At 42.9% G+C, this 18,033-nt stretch carries 16 protein-coding genes and 1 tRNA gene; 9 read left to right on the top strand and 8 right to left on the bottom strand.

Going from position 1 to position 18,033, the window contains the following annotated elements:
* Positions 1 to 30 precede the first annotated feature (30 nt).
* Entirely contained in the window at positions 31 to 1,605 is a 1,575-nt protein-coding gene (locus QVD32_RS06290; RefSeq protein ID WP_008861097.1) for an Rne/Rng family ribonuclease, read from the top strand.
* Between the two features lie 134 nt (positions 1,606 to 1,739).
* On the opposite strand, the gene QVD32_RS06285 is transcribed toward QVD32_RS06290, so the two are convergent.
* Together QVD32_RS06285 and QVD32_RS06280 are read right to left on the bottom strand one after the other, a co-directional pair.
* Positions 1,740 to 4,208, bottom strand: coding sequence for a bifunctional UDP-N-acetylmuramoyl-tripeptide:D-alanyl-D-alanine ligase/alanine racemase (locus QVD32_RS06285; protein ID WP_021891886.1), 2,469 nt, complete (start codon positions 4,206 to 4,208; stop codon positions 1,740 to 1,742).
* A complete protein-coding gene (locus QVD32_RS06280) occupies positions 4,205 to 5,194 on the bottom strand; it encodes a GSCFA domain-containing protein (protein WP_021891885.1) in 990 nt (329 codons plus the stop codon). The genes QVD32_RS06285 and QVD32_RS06280 overlap by 4 nt, the downstream gene beginning before the upstream one ends.
* A 213-nt stretch (positions 5,195 to 5,407) precedes the next feature.
* Between QVD32_RS06280 and QVD32_RS06275 the strand changes: the two genes are divergently transcribed.
* The 4 genes from QVD32_RS06275 (at position 5,408) to QVD32_RS06260 (ending at position 7,556) form a co-directional block, all read left to right on the top strand.
* Positions 5,408 to 5,812 (top strand): hypothetical protein, encoded by a 405-nt coding sequence (locus tag QVD32_RS06275; RefSeq protein ID WP_021891884.1) that lies wholly within the window; start codon positions 5,408 to 5,410, stop codon positions 5,810 to 5,812.
* Positions 5,809 to 6,258, top strand: a complete 450-nt coding sequence (locus tag QVD32_RS06270) for a hypothetical protein (RefSeq protein WP_021891883.1) — start codon at positions 5,809 to 5,811, stop codon at positions 6,256 to 6,258. The genes QVD32_RS06275 and QVD32_RS06270 overlap by 4 nt, the downstream gene beginning before the upstream one ends.
* Entirely contained in the window at positions 6,255 to 6,767 is a 513-nt protein-coding gene (locus QVD32_RS06265; protein WP_021891882.1) for a hypothetical protein, read from the top strand. The genes QVD32_RS06270 and QVD32_RS06265 overlap by 4 nt, the downstream gene beginning before the upstream one ends.
* A 78-nt stretch (positions 6,768 to 6,845) precedes the next feature.
* Positions 6,846 to 7,556: a DUF3667 domain-containing protein gene (locus QVD32_RS06260; RefSeq protein ID WP_021891881.1), complete on the top strand. Its 711-nt coding sequence runs from the start codon at positions 6,846 to 6,848 to the stop codon at positions 7,554 to 7,556.
* A 76-nt stretch (positions 7,557 to 7,632) separates the two neighbouring features.
* On the opposite strand, the gene QVD32_RS06255 is transcribed toward QVD32_RS06260, so the two are convergent.
* From QVD32_RS06255 to QVD32_RS06230, 6 genes are all read right to left on the bottom strand, one after another.
* Positions 7,633 to 8,196, bottom strand: coding sequence for an FKBP-type peptidyl-prolyl cis-trans isomerase (locus tag QVD32_RS06255; protein WP_021891880.1), 564 nt, complete (start codon positions 8,194 to 8,196; stop codon positions 7,633 to 7,635).
* A 48-nt stretch (positions 8,197 to 8,244) separates the two neighbouring features.
* Entirely contained in the window at positions 8,245 to 8,943 is a 699-nt protein-coding gene (locus QVD32_RS06250) for a DUF4919 domain-containing protein (RefSeq protein ID WP_021891879.1), read from the bottom strand.
* 203 nt (positions 8,944 to 9,146) lie between these two features.
* On the bottom strand, positions 9,147 to 9,815 hold the full coding sequence (phoU, locus tag QVD32_RS06245) for a phosphate signaling complex protein PhoU (protein ID WP_021891878.1): 669 nt from the start codon (positions 9,813 to 9,815) through the stop codon (positions 9,147 to 9,149).
* Between the two features lie 525 nt (positions 9,816 to 10,340).
* Positions 10,341 to 10,892 carry a BamJ family beta-barrel-assembly machinery protein gene (gene bamJ, locus QVD32_RS06240; protein ID WP_008861087.1) on the bottom strand — a complete coding sequence of 184 codons (552 nt, stop codon included), beginning with the start codon at positions 10,890 to 10,892 and terminating at the stop codon, positions 10,341 to 10,343.
* A 16-nt stretch (positions 10,893 to 10,908) separates the two neighbouring features.
* The gene (locus QVD32_RS06235) at positions 10,909 to 11,487 is read right to left on the bottom strand and encodes a LemA family protein (protein WP_008861086.1); all 579 of its coding nucleotides are present in this window, start codon (positions 11,485 to 11,487) and stop codon (positions 10,909 to 10,911) included.
* Between the two features lie 17 nt (positions 11,488 to 11,504).
* Positions 11,505 to 13,049, bottom strand: coding sequence for a glycine--tRNA ligase (locus QVD32_RS06230; protein ID WP_008861085.1), 1,545 nt, complete (start codon positions 13,047 to 13,049; stop codon positions 11,505 to 11,507).
* Between the two features lie 248 nt (positions 13,050 to 13,297).
* Here QVD32_RS06230 and QVD32_RS06225 point away from each other — a divergent pair, with 248 nt between their 5' ends.
* From QVD32_RS06225 to QVD32_RS06210, 4 genes are all read left to right on the top strand, one after another.
* A complete protein-coding gene (locus tag QVD32_RS06225; protein ID WP_373134745.1) occupies positions 13,298 to 15,940 on the top strand; it encodes a DNA gyrase/topoisomerase IV subunit A in 2,643 nt (880 codons plus the stop codon).
* A 2-nt stretch (positions 15,941 to 15,942) separates the two neighbouring features.
* The gene (locus QVD32_RS06220; RefSeq protein ID WP_021891008.1) at positions 15,943 to 16,806 is read left to right on the top strand and encodes a DUF3316 domain-containing protein; all 864 of its coding nucleotides are present in this window, start codon (positions 15,943 to 15,945) and stop codon (positions 16,804 to 16,806) included.
* 13 nt (positions 16,807 to 16,819) lie between these two features.
* Positions 16,820 to 17,842: a S41 family peptidase gene (locus QVD32_RS06215; RefSeq protein ID WP_008861082.1), complete on the top strand. Its 1,023-nt coding sequence runs from the start codon at positions 16,820 to 16,822 to the stop codon at positions 17,840 to 17,842.
* Positions 17,843 to 17,927: 85 nt separating this feature from the next.
* Positions 17,928 to 18,009, top strand: a tRNA-Leu gene (locus tag QVD32_RS06210).
* The last annotated feature ends 24 nt before the right edge of the window (positions 18,010 to 18,033 follow it).

The raw sequence follows: 18,033 nt of genomic DNA, 5'->3' as shown, positions 1-18,033 counted from the left end.
CGTGAATATCAGTAATCTAAATAACAATTTATGTCCAGCGAACTTGTAGTAGACGTACAACCCAAAGAGATTTCTATTGCATTGCTCGAGAATAATCGATTGGTGGAGCTTCAGAAAGAGGCTCGGAACATATCGTTTTCTGTGGGCGATATCTATTTGGGACGGGTCAAAAAGCTGATGCCGGGACTTAATGCTGCATTTGTTGATGTAGGTTACGAAAAGGATGCTTTCTTGCACTATCTCGATTTAGGTACACAATATAATTCGAGTGCAAAGTTTCTTAAACAGTCGCTTGCCGATCGCAAACGAGTGTTGTCTCTTTCTAAATTTGATTTATTGCCCGATATTGAAAAAGACGGTACGATTAACGATGCTTTGAAGGTGGGTCAAGAAGTGTTGGTTCAAATTGCTAAGGAACCTATTTCGTCTAAGGGACCTCGCCTTACGGCAGAGATTTCTTTTGCCGGTCGTTTTTTAGTGTTAATCCCTTTTTCAGATAAAGTATCTGTATCGCAAAAGATTAAATCGAACGAGGAAAAATTGCGCCTTAGGCAGCTCATACAAAGTATTAAACCCCGCAATTTCGGTGTGATTGTCAGAACTGTTGCCGAAGGGAAACGGGTCGCAGAGTTGAATAACGAACTTAAAACGTTGGTAAGGTGTTGGGAAGATATGTTAGTGAAGTTGCAAAAGGCTCAGCTTCCGTCGCTCGTTTATGAGGAAACGGGTAGAACCGTAGGGATACTGCGTGATATATTTAGCCCTTCTTTCGAAAATATTTATGTAAACGATAAGGAGACATATAACCAAATATACAACTATGTGAGTCTTATTTCTCCCGATCGAAAAGATATAGTTAAACTTTACGATGGGGAGTTGCCTATTTTTGATAATTTCGCTATTACCAAGCAAATAAAATCTTCATTAGGAAAAACCGTTTCTTTTAAAAGTGGAGCGTATGTCATTATCGAACATACAGAGGCTCTGCATGTTATCGATGTAAATAGCGGAAATCGTTCGAAGGCTTCTTCCGATCAGGAGAGCAATGCCCTTGATGTAAATATGAATGCCGCCGAAGAAATAGCACGGCAACTGAGGTTGCGCGATATGGGCGGTATTATCGTGATCGATTTCATCGATATGGACGAAGCCGAGAACCGTCAGAAACTATATGACCGCATGCGTGAGCTGATGGCTAATGATAGGGCAAGGCACAATATTTTGCCGTTGAGTAAATTCGGATTGATGCAGATTACCCGCCAGCGGGTGCGGCCGGCACTCGATATTATTACCAGTGAAGATTGCCCGACTTGTCATGGTAAAGGTACTATTCCTCCTTCCTTACTTTTTACCGATCTGTTGGAGTCGAAGATTCATTATCTGGTGTATAAGTTGAAAATAAAGAAATTCACATTACACGTACATCCTTTTGTAGCTGCATATGTCAATCAAGGTGTATTTTCTTTGAAGATGAAGTGGCGTTGTAAATACACTTTTCAGCTGAAAGTAATTCCTAATCAGTCTCTCGCTTATCTCGAATATAAATTTTATGATGCCGAGAGAAATGAAATTGACCTGAAAGAAGAAATTGAAATTAAAAAATGAGAGAGTATTATCTCAGTTTATAGAGGCCCCGAAGGGCCTCTATTTTTTTGAATCGGCAAAAGAAAAATTGTTTTTTTGAACGATTGGAATTTTGTAAAAAAGGAATGTATAATAATTTCCTAAGACGCCTGTATTTATTCTCTGTAATAGATTCGCTTCACCCGGGTAGAAACCGAAGTGAGAATTTCATAAGGGATTGTATCGAGTTTTTCTGCGATTTCGGTGACGGGCAGTTGTTCTCCGAATATTTCAACTCGGTCACCCGGTTTACAATCTATATCGGTTACATCGATCATGCATACGTCCATACAAATATTGCCTACGATGGCAGCTCGTTTTCCGTTTACAACGACACACCCTTTTCCATTTCCCAGATGGCGGTCGAGTCCGTCGGCATATCCTATGGGAATTGCCGCTATGCGGGAATCGCGAGATAATACACCTTTTCTTCCGTACCCTATGGTTTCTCCGGCAGACAGTGTCTTGATTTGAAGGATAGTTGTTTTCAATGTGCTGACTGTTTCCAGCCCGCAAGGTGTGTCGATAGGGGAGACTCCGTATAATCCTATACCCAGCCTTACCATATCCATTTGGTATTCGGGGAAGCGTAATATTCCCGCCGTGTTTAGTATGTGTCGCAGTATTTTATGCTTGGAGTGTTGTTGTAGGTAGTCGGCACAACGGGAGAATGTTTCGATTTGACGATGAGAATAATCGTCGAATCTTTTTTCGTCGCTTCCTGCGAAATGAGAAAAGACCGAACGGGCGATGACGACGGTTTGGTCGTTGAGAATTTCCACGACTTGTTCCATATTCTTTTCTTCGAATCCGAGCCGATGCATGCCTGAATCTATTTTTATGTGTACGGGATAGCCCGCTAAACCTAATTTTTCCCCTTCTGCGATAATCGCTCTCAGCAGTTCGAAACTATATATTTCGGGTTCGAGATAATAGCTGAACAGTGTTCTGAAACTGCTCATTTCGGGATTCATCACCAAGATGGGCATGGTTATTCCCGCTTTTCGCAATTCGGCTCCTTCGTCGGCAACGGCTACTGCAAGGAAATCGGCTCCTCTGTCCTGTAAGGTCTTTGCTAATTCATAAGAACCGGCTCCGTAGCCGAAAGCCTTTACCATACAGATGATTTTTGTTTCGGGACGTAATTTCGATTTGAATAGGTTGTAATTGTGGACGATGGCGTCGAGATTTATTTCCAGTATGGTTTCATGCTGTTTCAGTTCTAAGGTTTCGGATATGAGCTCGAAATGGAATTCTCGCGCACCTTTGATTAGAATCAGTTCATTATGAAAGTCGGCCGGGTCAAGTTGTGCAAGGAAACTTTCGGTTGTCGGATAAAATTCTTTTTCGAGATTGAAAAGGTAAGCGTTATCCGAGATTACCGGGCCTATCCCGATGAGGCGTTCTATTCCTTTGTGCAATATGATATCGGCGACTTTCCGGTATAGGCTGGCCGGGGGTAGCCCCGTCTGGTAAATGTCCGACAGTATAAGCGTGCGGCGCATACCTTTGGCTGCTGCCCTTCGATTTTGAAAGTCGAGGGCTATGGTGAGTGAATTGATATCCGAGTTATAGCTGTCGTTTATAATTAGGCAATTGTTTATCCCTTCTTTGACTTCCATACGCATGGCTACCGGAGTCAAACGCTTCATGCGGTCGGTTATCGCTTCGGGCGGTCGGTTGTAGTAAAGCATGACTGCCAGACAATGAATCGCATTTTCGATGGAAGCATCTTCTACGAATGGGATAGTAATATAACTGTGGTATTGCAAGTAAGTATATTCTATTTTTGTAGAATCGTTGCCTTTGATTATTTTGGAGATGTACAGCGGTTTGTCCCGGTCTTTTCTGGACCAAGCAATTTCTCGACACCCGAAGCAGAGTTTCTCCACGCATTCGCAGATAAGTTCGTTGTCTCCATCGTAAATAATGCAATCACAGGCTTTCAACAAAGTGAGTTTTTCGATGCATTTCTGCTGTATGGTTTGGAATCCCTCTTGGTGGGCTTCTCCGATATTGGTTATCAAACCGAGCGTCGGTTTGATGATTTCTTCCAAATGAATCATTTCATCGGGTTGAGAAATTCCGGCTTCAAAAATAGCCATCTCGGTTTTCGACCCGATTTGCCATACCGATAACGGGACTCCTATTTGAGAGTTGTAACTGCGGGGAGAGCGCACCGTATTGTAGTCTGGTTGGAGAAGTTGATAAAGCCACTCTTTGACTGTGGTCTTTCCGTTGCTTCCCGTAACACCGATTACCGGTATATCGAATTTTTTTCGATGTGCCGCAGCTAATTGTTGCAAGGCATCTAATGTGTTTTTTACGATGATGAAATTTGCTTCGGGCATAAGCTCTTCATCGGCTACCCGATGTTCTACCACGAAATTTCGTACTCCTTTTCGGTAGAGATCTTTGATGTAACGGTGGCCGTCGTTTCGTTCGGTAACCAATGCGAAAAACAAAGTCTCCTCGGGAAACGTGAGAGAACGGCTGTCGGTTAATAGAGCCGTGATAGTATAGTCTTTGTAGGCTCTTTTTTGTGCCTTGACGATAGTTGCTATTTCGGTAATCGTGTAATTCATATTTGACTGATTCTTGTGTTTAATTCTGTAATTTCGTTCGATACGTTTATGTAAGGATACATTTGTTGAAATCTCATGACCTTGTCGAGCGTATGTTGTAAAAAAATAGTGTACTCGTCTTTATCGGGCATCAGGGGGCGATGCTCCAAAGCTCTTTGTATCTTGTACCATTGAGAGGCTATTTCTTTGCTTTCGGGAGAAAGGTATGCTTCCTCCAATATTTCGGTTATATAAGCGATCGCCGATTTCGAGGGGTGCGTCATGTCGGTATCGTAGAAACGATAATCCCTCAGATCGTCCATCATGATTTCATAAGAAGGAAAGTAATCGCAAATCCCGAACTCTTGTTGCAATCGGTTTATTGCCAGTAGCAGTGTCGATTTGCTTATTTGGTTGCCGTGTGCTCCATCGCTAAGGTGGCGTATGGGACTCACGGTGAACAATATACGACATTGAGGTAGATTGTCTTCGATATGTTTTATGATGTCTCTCCATCGGGAAACTATTTCATCGACCGATAACAGCACTCGGTCGAATATCGAGGCCGGTTGTTTGTGGCAGTTGGCGACAACTTTACCCGTCTCTTTTAATCGGAATACATAAGCGGTTCCCCATGTGATGATTATTCGGTCGATATTCGGCACTTGGCGGTGAATCTTTTCGATTCGGCGGTTCATGAGCGATAATGTGGCCTTTTTGTCGCACCCCGAGAATCGGGAATGGTGATCGTAACTGTGCCATAGATTATTGAAAGCGAAAAGTTCGTTTTCAATAATCGCTTTCCCCTCGACGATTCGTTCCCAGCTTTGGGCAATGGAAAGGGGATTGTATAATGTGCCGAATGGATTTATATCAACATTGAATTTACGCTGTTGCAGCCATAAGCCTATGTTTTCGGCAAAGCACGATCCCAGCAACAAAATTTGTTGCCGATGGTCGATATATCCGGGATTACCGGGAAAATCTATGGCCGTTCTGAAATTCATTTTATTATTTGGTTTATCACCTCAAAAATACATATTTTCTACTCCATCTCGTCTCTAAATTAACATCTGAAAAAATAAAAAAATATAATATTGTGGTAAAATAACCATAAATATTTGTATTTATACCAATTTGGATATATATTTGTGTTACCCGTTTCGTAGTGGCTTTTGAGAAAGTCATGTTTTTGTATCTCTTCTTGTAATAAGAATTATATGGAACTATATTACAAGGAAGAAAGAGACCGAGATTTGTTTAGGGCATACAACGAAGCCCTTAAATCATTGGGAAAAATGGCCGTGAATGTTCCCCGGGAGCAGATTGTCAGGCGTGTGGTTTATTCCATAGCTCCTCGTTTCTATATCAGTTATGAGGAAGCGAGGCGGAATGTGAAACGAATTTTCAAAGGCTATTCACCTCGATGTGTGTCATCGACAAGAACAGAGATGTACAACGATTTGGCCAATATGTTGGCGAGCTATTTGAGGCGACGTCCCCAAGTCCCGTTTAACGATGCGCTTTGTACGATATTGGCTGAAAAACGAGCTCCTCGTTTTTATTTGTCCGAGCGGTCGGCTCTGTTGACAATTTACCGTATGCAAAAAGGAGGTGTATCGTGAAAAGGTTTCCTTATATTTTGTGTATTGTTTTTCCGGTTTTTGTTTGGGCTTGTCATACGTCTCGTCAGACAATCGGTGAGGCTCGGGAAAATCGCGTGCATTCTATTGATCGCGATTTACATGTCGTCATTGATTCGCTGTGTCGGAATGAATGGTCGGGGCTTACCGAATGGGAATGGACACATGTAGATGTATTCGATTCCATGCAGGACAAAACTGTCAATCCTTCCATTTCGATTACTCGTTTGAAACAATCGAAAAAAGTTGTCGCTCGGAACGAGACTGCCGTTTCTGATTCGTTAAACGAGACAGCTGCCTTACAATCTCGTTCGGAGAAGGAACAGAACCATCGTAGTTCAAAGGAAATGGACACTCATAGAGTGTCGGGGTGTGTCTTAATGATTTTTATTGTCATATTGTTTTTTTATATCATAAGAAGGAAATGAAAAAGATAAGAAATGTAGAAAATCCGTTTGAGTTTGAGACAGTCGTATTTTCATTCTCAGAAGAACAGATATTGCGTGAGTTGATTGCCGAAAGTTCCTATGTGGCAAAAAGTTTAGTGGGACAGTCTGATTTGAAGTCGGGGTGGAGTCGTTCTATAATTTTTTCCGAAGATGATAAACCATTTCTTTCCCGTTGGCTTGCCGATGCCCGAGACGAAATGATGCGGTCTTTGTCTGCCTATTTATCCGATGAGTCTGTTTCCACCGAAACAGCACTTGTTTTTGCCGTTCTTTTGTCTCGGCAACGCCCGTTGGCGCTCGATGAATCAATTTGTCATCAGCTCGAACGGGCGATAGTACATCATGTTTTGAATCAATGGTTTGCTACGAAACAACCCGAAGAGAGCGCTCGCCGTCAGTTGCAATACAAGGGGGCGATGTCGGCCGTGAAGAGCGATATCCGGTTGGCCTGTAACCGCCGGCCACACCGCCCGACGAACTATTTTTGAAAATTCGGGCTGTTGTTTGTTGGCGAGAAGTGCGTGACGATGTATCTTTGTCTCCCGATTTTTAATGACGAGAAGGAGATGATTTGCAAAAACTGCGGAACCGAATTTGAAGGTAACTTTTGTAACCATTGCGGTCAAAAATCCACGGTGGAGCGATTGACTTGGAGGAGTGTGTGGGACAATATTCTGCATGGTATTTTTCATGTCGACAATACCTTTGTTAAGACAACGCGCACGTTGGTCGTCCACCCCGATCGGCTGATAAGTGATTACTTCGCCGGACGTCGCAAAGGCTATATGGCTCCTATCCCGTTACTGGCGGTATGGTGTGTAATCCTTCTTTTCTTCGGACATATCGAGGGTGGGGCCGGGACTATTTCGACTATCGAGGGATCGGCTACTCACAATTGGATTGTCGAGCACTATACTTTACTCACTATCGTCACGGTTCCGTTCATGGTGTTGGCTGTCAAGATTGCCTTCCGCAAGGCCGGTGCTGCGCGGTACAATTGGGTAGAGTATCTGCTGGGTTGTTGTTACCTGTCGGTGTTGTATATTTTGCTTTCGTTGGTGTTAACGCCTATCGGGTGGGTGTTGGACGCCTCGTATTATACGGTGTATGGGTGGACTTCGATGGTTCTTTGCTTGCTCCCCACTTATTGGGCGGCGTATTCGTTTTTCCCCGATAAGTTTTGGAAAACGTTGGGGCGCACACTGTGGGCTTCGGTCCTTTATCTCCTGTTTTCTGTGATAATCGCTGTCGGGGTTATGTTGATAATCGGATATTAGCTTATTAGTAGGAAACGATGAGGGCGGGTCGCAGCCATGCACCCGCCCTCGCTCTTATGTGTCTGTTTGTTTTTATTTAATGACAACCGTCGCAGCAATCTCCACAGCCGTCACCGCAACTGCCATGATCGTGACCGCAACCACAACCGCAACTATGGCGGGGGTGAAGTTCCTCTTCCGTGGCATCGCGTACGAGCTTGACCGTACCTACGTAATGCAGATTTTCACCGGCTAACGGGTGATTGAAATCCATCAAAACTTTGTCGTCTGTAACTTTTAGTACGGAGCCGTTTATACGGTAGCCCTCCGATGTCATCATCGGCACGGTATTTCCTTCGAATACGGTTTGGTCGTCAAATTTTCCGTCTACCATGAAAATCTCCTTGTCTAACTCCATGACGTGTTCTTCGTTGCGTTCTCCGAAGGCCTCTTCACAAGAAAGTACAAAATCGAATTTGTCGCCTTGTTTTAATCCTTCGAGCCGTTTTAACATGGAAGGAAGAATATTTTGGTCCACTCCGAACACGAATTGGTCGGGCATTTCGTCGGTAGCGCGCATCATTAATGTTTCTTCCGGTTCGCCTGCGCCTGCGTACAGGTCGTAGGTCAGAACTACAAATTTACCGGGTTTTATTTCCATAATGGTTTTATATGATTAAATGATTAGTATAATTCGAATAGGGTTAGATTAACGCTCGTAGAATTTACGGTTGTATTCTTTGAGCAGTTTTTTTACATTGAAATAGAACCCTTCGATTTTAAGAGGGTTCTTCTCTATCGATATGTAATCGAAATAAGGCTCGACGAATGTAAATTCCGTAGCGGTAAATCCTTGTCGATTTACGATATTATATTCGTCGGCAGGATAAATGACAAACCAAGCTGTTTCGGGCGCTTTTCCGTCGCCGGTCGAAAGTATGGCTTGTATGATACCTTTCAGTCGGTATTCCCATAGGTTGGCTTCTTCTGTCTCTCCTTTTTGTCGAAGTCCGTAGATCAAGAAATTTATTTGTCGTAAATCGAAAGGTATATCGGATAAGGCGATTCGCGCGTATTGGATAAGCGAATCACATTCCGATTCGGTATGAACGGTCTGAGCATAAAGTTTTTCTATCCTTTCGGGAATCTCGACTGTGCGATAGGGATTGTAATCTTCTTGGCTGGCATATCCCAAGTATAAATGTCTGAAATCCTGCAACGTCATTGTCGTGTCGTTGCCGAGGTATTTTTTCATTAGGTCGGGATAATAATAGGGCGAGCGGCTATCTCGGACGGCATTTTCTATTTTCTCCATATCGGGAATTTCTACTGTGGCTGTCTCAGCAGAATAGATATGCATGGAGGAGATACCGAAGAAAAGTATGATAGCTATGATAAAATGTTTCATCTTTTTAATTATGTTCTCGAAGTTTCTTGTGGCTTCTGGTAAAAGAAACGGCTGTCATTACCTTGTCGGCTAACAAAAAAATTACGTCTCTGTTTTTACCTAAACAAAGATATTATTTTCTTCTGACAGTAACCCGCTTTTTTACTGTAAAAGATGATAAAAACATTTTATTTTGTCAGACCTTTCTCCTTCCCGTAATGTGATTAAGAACGTTTTCCGGCGTGCTTCAATATTTTTGCGTCCAAGTAAAATACGATTTCTTCGGCTATATTGTTGCAGTGGTCGCCAATGCGTTCGAGTCGTCGGATAATGCTGATGAGATTAAGGCACTCTATGGCTCTTTCGGGGAACTGTTGTAAATATTCGGCGATGATGGGGACTGCGGCGTGATTCAGTTCGTCCACCCGGTTGTCTTTGTTGAAGACGGCTATCGCTTCGGACGATTTTTCTTCGATAAGAGCATTTTCGGCTTGCAACATCATGGCTTTGACAATGTCGAGCATTTCTTTAATACCCGTTTTTTCGAATAGTTCCGATTCAATGTTTACTTCGGGATAGTCGATAACGAATCGGGCTATTCCATCGCAAAAGTCTGCTATGCGTTCGAGGTTATTGCTTGTCTTCATCATGGCCAATGTAAAGCGCAAATCCAAAGCTACGGGGTTGTATAATCCGATGATGTCTTCGCAATCGCTGTCTATTTTCAGCTCGAATGCGTTCACTCTTTTTTCCCGGTAGGTTACCTCGTGCGCCAGCTCTTTGTCCATAGACAAAAGGGCTTCTCCTGCACGGTTCAGCTGAGAATTAACCAAGTCCCACATTTCGAGGACTTCTTTTTTCAGATCGTCGAGTTCTTTTTCGATGTATATCATTTTCGTAGATTTTTAAAAGTATGAAGATTCCTATTTATTGAAACAAAGAAACGTCATTCATGTTTCCTTTGTGTTACATTTGCTTTACAAAAATAGTGCAATTCGAGAAAAGAAATTCTGGCGATGTGCAGCTTATTTTCATATTTACATACAAATATAGCGAAAGGTGAGTGCAAAGGCAAGCGAAATTTACATTTCCGGCTTGGCTCTACTGAACTGTTCCTATGTCCTACAAATATACGAATAAGCGAGAGCGGAGCAAAACAAAGCTCGCTTTAATTTTATTCAGCCGAGCGAAAGTATCTTCGAGCTTCAACTCAAATATAGTGAAAGGTGAGTGCAAAGGCAAGCGGAATTTACATTTCCGACTTGACTCTGCCGAACCGTATCCTATATTCTACAAAGATAGTGAAAAGAGAGCAGAGGGAAAGTGGCCTCGATTTTTTATCTTGAACCATATTGTAAAATGAGACGGCTGTTAGAAAAACAGCCGTCTCATTTATAATAATAGGAAAGAGAATGCTTTTATTCGGTCACCGGTTTATCTAACCCGGGAATATCGACTAATTTCATGTCGAATACCAAAGTCGTGTAGGGAAGGATCAGAGACGACATATATTGAGCTCCGTATCCTAATGTTTGAGGAATAATCACACGGCAACTGTCTCCCACCTTCATTTGTTCGAGAGCTATGATCCAACCTTTGATGTTTTGTTTTACCTGTGTACGATAAATACTGTCGGTTCTCAGATAAGAAGAATCGAAAGGAGTTCCGTCATACAACATACCCTTGTATATCACATCTACCGTACTGGTTTGGTAAGGCGATTGGGCATCTCGGTTGAGGCTCGTATCGTTGTAGTATTTCATCAATACATAAATACTGTGGTCCCAGCTTGGGACTACTTTGGTGTAAATGGGATTTCCTTTTTCATCTTTGGCTCCAAGTTGTTCGATGAACCATGATTCGTTGGTCTCTCGCCATTGCTCGTACTGCGTCCAATAGTCTTCTGTCTCCTTGCAGGCGACAATGCCTATCAAAAGGCAGATAAGTAAAAAAATAGGTAACTTTTTCATTGTATATTGCTATTCATTAAAATTCCACGGTGGGAGCTTGCGCAGCACTCGCTTCGGCTTTGAATTGAGGTTTTGCGTCGAATCCGAAAATCTTTGCCGTAATCAAAGCAGGGAATTTACGGATTTTTTTGTTATAGGCATTCACTGCGTCCGTGTAGCGAGAGCGTTCTGTCGCAATGCGGTTTTCAGTTCCTTCGAGCTGAGCTTGTAATTCCAAGAAATTTTGATTGGCCTTCAAATCGGGATAGTTCTCGGTGATTGCCAACAATTTTCCCAAAGCACTCGACAATTCCCCCTGTGCTTCTTGGTATTTTTGTAAATTCTCTTCTGTCAAGTTCGCCGGATCTACGGTAATTTGGGTCGCTTTCGATCGGGCTGCGATTACAGCTTCGAGCGTTTCGCTTTCGTGCGCTGCATATCCTTTAACCGTATTGACCAAATTGGGAACCAAATCGGCGCGACGTTGATATTGATTCTCTACTTTTGCCCATTGGGCGTTTATGTTCTCATCGGCTTCGACCATGCTGTTGTAACTGCATGAAGAAAGTAGTGCCGCTATGATCGTTGCTAAAATGGCTCGAACGAAGTATTTCATATTTGGATAGGAATAATTTATTCTACAATTTTCTTTAATAATGTTTTCAGGCTAACCTGTTCTCCAATTATGTTTTGGAGCTGGTCTATGGCCACCCGTTGCTGTTCCATCGAATCTCGGAAACGTATGGTGACCGTATTGTCTTCGAGAGTCTGATGGTCTACCGTTACACAGAACGGTGTGCCGATGGCATCTTGGCGGCGATAACGTTTCCCGATAGAATCCTTTTCGTCGTATTGACATTTGAAATCGAAACGCAAATTGTCGATAATTTCACGTGCCTTTTCGGGTAGGCCGTCTTTGCGAACCAAAGGCATTACTGCAACTTTTACAGGGGCGAGCGCTGCCGGTAATCGCAACACTACGCGACTATCTCCTCCTTCCAGTGTCTCTTCACAATAAGCGGCAGCCATAATACTCAGGAACATGCGATCTACACCGATAGAGGTTTCTATAACGTACGGTGTATAGGATTCTCCTAACTCCGGATCGAAGTATTGTATTTTTTTTCCGGAGAATTTTTCGTGATTGCCTAAGTCGAAATTTGTTCTTGAATGGATACCTTCCACTTCCTTGAACCCGAAAGGCATTTCAAATTCTATATCGGTAGCGGCATTGGCATAGTGCGCTAATTTTTCATGATCGTGGAATCTGTATTTTTGGTCTCCCAATCCCAAAGCCTTATGCCATTTCAGACGGGTTTCTTTCCATTTGGCGAACCATTTTAATTCCTCTCCCGGACGTACGAAAAATTGCATTTCCATTTGTTCGAATTCCCGCATGCGGAAAATAAACTGACGAGCTACGATTTCGTTACGGAACGCTTTCCCGATTTGGGCGATTCCGAACGGAATACGCATGCGACCGGTCTTTTGAACATTCAGGAAGTTCACGAAGATTCCTTGTGCTGTTTCGGGACGTAAATAGACTTTCATCGAACCATCTGCGGTAGAGCCCATTTCGGTCGAGAACATCAGATTGAATTGACGTACATCGGTCCAGTTTTTGGTCCCGCTAATGGGGCAAACTATTTCGTAATCGAGTATGATTTGACGCAATTCGTTCAAATCTACATCGTTCATTGCTTGGGCATAACGAGCGTGCAGCTCATCTCGTTTGGCTTTGTGTTCCAAAACTCTTGGATTGGTCTCTCTGAAAAGTTTTTCATCGAAAGAATCTCCGAATCGTTTTGCGGCTTTCTCGACCTCCTTCTCGATTTTTTCGTCCATTTTGGCGATACAATCTTCGATAAGCACGTCTGCTCGGTAACGTTTTTTAGAATCTTTGTTGTCGATTAACGGATCGTTGAATGCATCTACGTGCCCGGATGCTTTCCAAATAGTCGGATGCATAAAGATGGCGGAGTCGATACCCACGATGTTTTCGTGCAGTAGGACCATACTGTCCCACCAATATTTTTTTATGTTGTTTTTCAATTCGACACCCATTTGTCCATAGTCATATACGGCAGCCAATCCATCGTATATTTCACTTGAAGGGAATACAAATCCATATTCTTTGCAATGGGATACCAATTTCTTAAAAACGTCTTCCTGTGCCATTTCTTTTGTATGTTATGTTGCTATCTTGTTTTTACCTTTATTATTTTCGAGCCGATTACTTTCTTAAATCAGACGATTTTAGAGCACAAAGTAAATGATTTTTTTCGATTAAATTTGTATTTTTGCAGGGGAATGTAGTTACACGAGTATTTAAAAATTAAAAAGAGTCACACTTTTGTGTGTGCTTTTCCCGTTTATAAATCCAAATACACTCTATGAGCGACGAAATAACGACACCGCAAGAAGATATGCCCCAAGATCGTTCCGCTGAATCCGAAGTTTCAGCGGAGTCTCATTCGGCTTACAAAGTACCCGTATCGGATAAGCCGGATATTAAATTCCAACTTTCGGGAATGTTTCAGAACTGGTTTCTCGATTATGCTTCTTACGTGATACTTGAACGGGCGGTTCCTCATTTGGCCGATGGTCTGAAACCGGTACAAAGGCGTATTCTCCATGCGATGAAATTGCTCGATGACGGGCGTTTCAACAAGGTCGCCAATGTTGTGGGACATACTATGCAGTTCCACCCTCATGGCGATGCTTCCATAGGTGATGCATTGGTGCAGTTAGGCCAAAAGGATTTGTTGATAGAATGTCAGGGAAATTGGGGAAATATACTTACGGGCGATTCTGCCGCTGCTCCTCGTTATATAGAAGCTCGCTTATCCAAGTTTGCCTTAGATGTCGTATTTAATCCGAAGACTACCGAATGGAAGTTGTCTTATGACGGTCGTAAAAAAGAGCCGGTGACTCTTCCTGTCAAATTCCCTTTGTTGTTGGCACAGGGCGTCGAGGGTATCGCTGTGGGGTTGGCTTCGAAGATATTACCTCATAATTTTAATGAGATATTACAAGCGGCTGTGGATTATCTGCGGGGCGAGGAGTTTCATTTGTACCCCGATTTTCAGACAGGTGGATTTATAGATGTCTCTAAATATAACGATGGGGAACGAGGCGGCAGCGTGAAAGTACGTGCTAAAATCGAGAAGATCGATAATCGTACGCTTTCTATCGTAGAAATTCCTTATAGCAAGACAACATCGACACTGATAGAATCTATTCTTAAAGCCCAGGACAAGGGAAAGATAAAAATACGAAAGGTCGATGATAATACAGCCCAGCATGCCGAGATATTGGTTCATCTCATACCGGGCACTTCTTCTGATAAGGCTATTGATGCTTTGTATGCCTTTACCGATTGTGAAGTGAGCATTTCACCCAACTGTTGTGTCATCAATGAGGATAAACCTCACTTCATGACCGTGAGCGATTTGTTGCGTATCAGTGTCGAAAACACGAAAGAATTGCTGCATAAGGAACTACTTATACAGAAGGGTGAAGCGCAAGAGATTTTGCATTTTGCATCATTAGAAAAAATATTTATAGAGAAACGCATTTATAAGGATAAGGAATTTGAGGAAAGCCGTTCTATGGACGAGGCTATCGCGCATGTAGACAAGCGTTTGGAACCGTTCAAGCCTTCTTTTATCCGGGAGGTGACTTCCGACGATATATTGAAGTTGATGGAAATAAAGATGGCTCGTATCCTTAAATTTAATTCAGAGAAGGCCGATGAGTTGATCGCTGCTAAAAAAGAGCAAATCGCTCAAATCGATTATGATATAGACCATTTGGTCGATTATACAATCAAGTGGTACGACTCTTTGAAAGAAAAATACGGCAGTCGTTATCCCCGATTGACAGAAGTTCGTAGTTTCGATACCATCGAGGCTACCAAAGTGGTCGAGGCGAATGAAAAACTCTATATCAATAAAGAAGAGGGGTTCATCGGTACATCGTTGAAGAAAGACGAGTTCGTTTGTAACTGCTCCGATATAGACGATATTATTCTTTTCTATCGAGATGGAAAATATAAGGTAGTGAAGGTGAGTGAGAAAATGTTCGTAGGGAAAAATCTTTTACATATTGCCGTATTTAAGAAGAATGATAAACGTACGATATACAATGCGGTTTATCGGGACGGAAAGGCGGGATTGCATTATATGAAACGTTTTGCTGTGACCGGTGTGACTCGGGATAAGGAATATGATCTTACGCAGGGCAAACCGGGGTCGAGGGTCGTTTGGTTTACAGCGAATCCCAATGGAGAAGCCGAGGTTTTGCGGGTGACTTTTGTCCCGAAGCCTCGCATGAAAACTCTGTTTGTCGACCGCGATTTCAGTGAAATAGCCATTAAGGGCCGTCAATCTATGGGAAATATTCTTACTAAAAATGAGATTCATCGTATTTCTTTGAAGGAACGGGGCGGATCTACATTGGGTGGACGCAAGGTTTGGTTTGATCGAGATGTTCTCCGCTTGAATTATGATGGACGAGGAGAATATTTGGGCGAATTTCATGGAGACGATCAAGTGCTTGTCGTTTTGGAGAATGGCGAGTTTTGCACGACGACATCGGATGCCACGAATCATTATGACCCCAATATTTTACGGATAGAGAAATTTGATCCCGATAAAGTTTGGACAGTAGCTTTGTATGATGCGGCGCAAGGTTATCCCTATTTGAAACGATTTGTTTTTGAAGCGGGTAGCCGTAAACAAAGTTTCTTGGGAGATAATCCAGATTCCCGTTTGTTGTTGATTACCGATACGGCTTATCCCCGTATTGAAGTCGCATTCGGAGAGGGGGACTCTTTCCGAGAACCTATGGTTGTGGATGCAGCCGAATTTATCGCAGTGAAAGGCTTTAAAGCGAAGGGGAAACGGCTTACGAATTATTCTGTCGCGACCATTAACGAATTGGAACCGTTGAGGCAAGAAGACGATTCTGTCGTTGAAGATGACAGTAGTGTCGAAACGGATACTCTTATGGATAGTAATGTCGATAAACCGGAAGATAGTGCTTCGGGACAAATGACTTTGTTTTAATTATGACGAAATGTAAGGCGATTTTACGTGCCATTTTAATGGGTATTACTTTTTCGATATTTTCTCCTTTATGCGTATCGGCACAGGAAAAAGATTCGGAGAAGCCGTTACGCCCGGTCACGTCTGTATTTACGGTCGAACTCGGAAGGCAAAGTGCTTTGGATACCTATTTGACACCTATCCGTTATTGGGGATTAGATGTGGCTTTGGGGTACGAACGCCTTCGGGCGGTTAGTTTTGCCCCGGAAAAGTGGTTTACCCGCCACAATGTTTCCGGTTCATTCGCCTCGATGACTAATCAATCGGGGAGCGGCTCTATGTTATCGTTTTATTTGGACTATTCGTTTGCGATGTTAAGGAGATGGCAGTTGCTCGATAGACTGTATGTGTCTGGGGGTGGAGAGGCTTCACTTACGTTGGGGGGATTGTATAATTTGCGTAATTCCAATAATCCGGCAACGGCGAAAGCTGCCATCGACTTGGGTGCTACCGCTATGGCTTCGTATCATTTTTATATATCACGATTGCCGGTAACTCTTCGCTATCAGGTTTCATTACCGGTAATCGGTACTTTTTTCTCTCCTGAATTCGGACAGTCCTATTATGAGATGTTCGGTATAGGGAATTGTAGCGGGATCGTCCATTTCGGAGCATGGCATAACCGGGTCGATGTGCGGAATTATATTTCGGTCGATCTTCATGTGGGAAAGCGGGCATTACGTCTGGGGTATCGTCAAGTAATGCGTACGACGCATATCAATAGTATAGATACGCAAGTATTGACTCATACATTTGTGTTGGGAATTTCCGGCGAGATATTTCGTGCGGCTCCTTCGGATCGTCGGATAGTTTCGGTTTATTATTAATGGGAGATAGGATATGATGCATAGGTTTTCAAAAATAGGACTGTTGGTTTCGATTTTATCGGTTTTCATGTTTCCGTCTTGCCATAAAGTGGAAGTGTTCGAAGATGATCCTTATGGTAATTTCGATGCTTTGTGGACTATTCTCGATGAACGATACTGTTTTTTTGAGTATAAGAATATAGATTGGACGCAAATACGAACCAAATATCGGAAGAAGCTGACATCGAGAATGACATCGGAGGAGTTGTTCAGTGTCTGTAACGATATGCTCATGGAGTTGAAAGACGGCCATGTGAATCTTATCGCCGCACATGATACCTCGCGGTATTGGGATTGGTTGTATGGTTCTCCCACGAATTACGACGAACGTATAATAGATGAGTATTATCTTAATTTCGACTATCGGTATACCAGTGGTATAAAATATAAGATATTGCCTCAAAATGTAGGATATATGTACTACGGCAGTTTTTCTAGTACCATAGGCGATGGTAACCTCGACCAGATATTGGCCTATTTATCGACTTCTACGGGATTGATTATCGATGTGCGCAGCAATGGCGGCGGGTCTTTGTCGAATGTCGAGACTTTGGTGTCTCGGTTTATTAACCGAAAGACGGTCGTCGGTTATATTTCCCATAAAACGGGATTCGGGCATCAGGACTTCTCTGAGCTTTATCCAATAGAATATTCTCCGTCGAGCCGGATTCGTTATCAAAAGCCGGTCGTTGTATTGGCCAATCGAGGTACATTTAGTGCGGGGAATAATTTTGTATCGGTGATGAAAGCTCTGCCAAATGTTATTGTCATAGGCGATTGTACGGGGGGCGGTAGTGGATTGCCTTTTTCGTCGGAACTTCCTAACGGTTGGAGCATTCGGTTTTCGGCTTCCCCGATATATGATATAGAACGGCAACATACAGAGTTCGGTGTTGAGCCGACCGAGGGTTTTAAGATGGATATGGATTCCGAACAGGCATCGAAAGGTCACGATACCATACTCGATCGGGCAATCTCTTACATAACAGGCTCTTGATGAAAGATTTGTTTTTCACCCGATAAACTTTGTGTCTTAATAATTGTATAGTTTGTAAACTTCTCGTATATTTGCACCGTCGTTTGCGGACGTGGCGTAATTGGTAGCCGCGCTAGACTTAGGATCTAGTGTCTTGCGACGTGTGGGTTCGAGTCCCGTCGTCCGCACAAAGCCTGTAAGAATTCTTACAG

The organism is Barnesiella sp., assembly GCF_022723415.1.
GTDB classification, from domain to species: domain Bacteria; phylum Bacteroidota; class Bacteroidia; order Bacteroidales; family Barnesiellaceae; genus Barnesiella; species Barnesiella intestinihominis.
Note: the sequence above shows the minus strand (reverse complement) of the source record. Positions and strands in the feature narration are given on the sequence as shown.

Coding starts and splice junctions, on each gene's coding strand:
- QVD32_RS06265 (WP_021891882.1), top strand. CDS start 6,255: ATGAAAAAGATAAGAAATGTAGAAAATCCGTTTGAGTTTGAGACAGTC.
- QVD32_RS06280 (WP_021891885.1), bottom strand. CDS start 5,194: ATGAATTTCAGAACGGCCATAGATTTTCCCGGTAATCCCGGATATATC.
- QVD32_RS06255 (WP_021891880.1), bottom strand. CDS start 8,196: ATGGAAATAAAACCCGGTAAATTTGTAGTTCTGACCTACGACCTGTAC.
- QVD32_RS06275 (WP_021891884.1), top strand. CDS start 5,408: ATGGAACTATATTACAAGGAAGAAAGAGACCGAGATTTGTTTAGGGCA.
- QVD32_RS06215 (WP_008861082.1), top strand. CDS start 16,820: ATGATGCATAGGTTTTCAAAAATAGGACTGTTGGTTTCGATTTTATCG.
- QVD32_RS06285 (WP_021891886.1), bottom strand. CDS start 4,208: ATGAATTACACGATTACCGAAATAGCAACTATCGTCAAGGCACAAAAA.
- QVD32_RS06230 (WP_008861085.1), bottom strand. CDS start 13,049: ATGGCACAGGAAGACGTTTTTAAGAAATTGGTATCCCATTGCAAAGAA.
- QVD32_RS06260 (WP_021891881.1), top strand. CDS start 6,846: ATGATTTGCAAAAACTGCGGAACCGAATTTGAAGGTAACTTTTGTAAC.
- QVD32_RS06220 (WP_021891008.1), top strand. CDS start 15,943: ATGACGAAATGTAAGGCGATTTTACGTGCCATTTTAATGGGTATTACT.
- QVD32_RS06290 (WP_008861097.1), top strand. CDS start 31: ATGTCCAGCGAACTTGTAGTAGACGTACAACCCAAAGAGATTTCTATT.
- phoU (WP_021891878.1), bottom strand. CDS start 9,815: ATGATATACATCGAAAAAGAACTCGACGATCTGAAAAAAGAAGTCCTC.
- QVD32_RS06225 (WP_373134745.1), top strand. CDS start 13,298: ATGCCCCAAGATCGTTCCGCTGAATCCGAAGTTTCAGCGGAGTCTCAT.
- bamJ (WP_008861087.1), bottom strand. CDS start 10,892: ATGAAAAAGTTACCTATTTTTTTACTTATCTGCCTTTTGATAGGCATT.
- QVD32_RS06250 (WP_021891879.1), bottom strand. CDS start 8,943: ATGAAACATTTTATCATAGCTATCATACTTTTCTTCGGTATCTCCTCC.
- QVD32_RS06235 (WP_008861086.1), bottom strand. CDS start 11,487: ATGAAATACTTCGTTCGAGCCATTTTAGCAACGATCATAGCGGCACTA.